This window comes from Kitasatospora sp. NPDC057500 (assembly GCF_042802195.1).
Lineage (GTDB): Bacteria > Actinomycetota > Actinomycetes > Streptomycetales > Streptomycetaceae > Kitasatospora.
The window spans coordinates 4,544-6,027 of record NZ_JBHVER010000108.1 but is presented as its reverse complement, the minus strand read 5'-3'; the positions used below and the strand labels follow the sequence as shown (position 1 = coordinate 6,027).

Here is a 1,484-nt window from a genome sequence, read left to right as displayed (position 1 = left end):
TGGAGACGGCTGCGCCTCCTGGGTACGTGCTGCCGGCCGATCCGGTGTTCGGTCCGCTGGTGCTGACTCCGGCGAATGCGGCTGAGGGTGTGCAGATCACGGCTCCCGATGCTCTGCAGCCGGTGGTGACCGGTGAGGTTCGGGTGCTGAAGACCGATGCCGTGACGGGTGCTCCGCTGGCCGGTGGTGTGTTCGAGCTGTGGGAGGAGACCAACGGTGTTCCCGGTCTCCAGACGACCGGCGTGAACCCTGACACGCAGGTGGGCGCGTCGTGCACCACGGGCGCGGACGGTCTGTGCGTTCGTACGGTTGAGGTTGGGACGTACTACTGGCTGGAGACGGCCGCGCCGCCCGGGTACGTGCTGCCGGTCAATCCGGTGTTCGGTCCGCTGGTGCTGACCCCGGCCAATGCGGCCCAAGGCGTTCAGGTGACCGCTCCCGATGCTCAGCAGCCGGTGGTGACCGGTGAGGTCCGAGTGCTCAAGACGAACTCCGAGACCGGCGCTCCGCTGGCCGGCGGTGTGTTCGAGCTGTGGGAGGAGACCAACGGTATCCCCGGTCTCCAGACCACTGGCGTGAACCCTGACACGCAGGTGGGTGCGTCGTGCACCACGGGCGCGGACGGTCTGTGCAGTCGGACGGTGGAGCTGGGTACTTACTACTGGCTGGAGACCGCTGCGCCTCCCGGATTCGTGCTGCCGGCCGATCCGGTGTTCGGTCCGCTGGTGCTGACCCCGGCCAACGCCGCTGAGGGTGTGCAGGTCACGGCTCCCGATGCTCTGCAGCCGGTGGTGACCGGTGAGGTTCGGGTGCTGAAGACCGACGCGGTGACGGGTGCTCCGCTTGCGGGTGGTGTGTTCGAGCTGTGGGAGGAGACCAACGGCATTCCCGGTCTCCAGACGACCGGCGTGAACCCGGACACTCAGGTTGGTGCGTCGTGCACCACGGGCGCGGATGGTCTGTGCGTTCGTACGGTTGAGGTTGGGACGTACTACTGGCTGGAGACGGCCGCGCCTCCTGGGTATGTTCTGCCGGTCAACCCGGTGTTCGGTCCGCTGGTGCTGACGGCCGGTAACGCGGCTCAGGGTGTCCAGGTGACCGCTCCCGATGCTCAGCAGCCGGTGGTGACCGGTGAGGTTCGGGTGCTGAAGACGGACGCGGTGACGGGTGCTCCGCTTGCGGGTGGTGTGTTCGAGCTGTGGGAGGAGACCAACGGTGTTCCCGGTCTCCAGACGACCGGTGTGAACCCGGACACCCAGGTCGGTGCCGCCTGCACCACCGGTGCTGACGGCTTCTGCCGCCGGACGGTGGAGCTGGGTACTTACTACTGGCTGGAGACGGCTGCGCCTCCTGGGTATGTTCTGCCGGTCAATCCGGTGTTCGGTCCGTTGGTGCTGACGGCCGGTAACGCGGCTCAGGGTGTCCAGGTGACCGCTCCCGATGCTCAGCAGCCGGTGGTGACCGGTGAGGTTCGGGTACTGAAG

The 1,484-nt window shown here is 67.3% G+C and carries 1 protein-coding gene; it reads left to right on the top strand.

Annotated features, from left to right (window positions below; translation table 11 throughout):
* Positions 1–26: 26 nt before the first annotated feature.
* On the top strand, positions 27–1,484 hold a 1,458-nt coding region (locus tag ACFU74_RS22355; protein ID WP_380759405.1), incomplete at its 3' end, for a collagen binding domain-containing protein.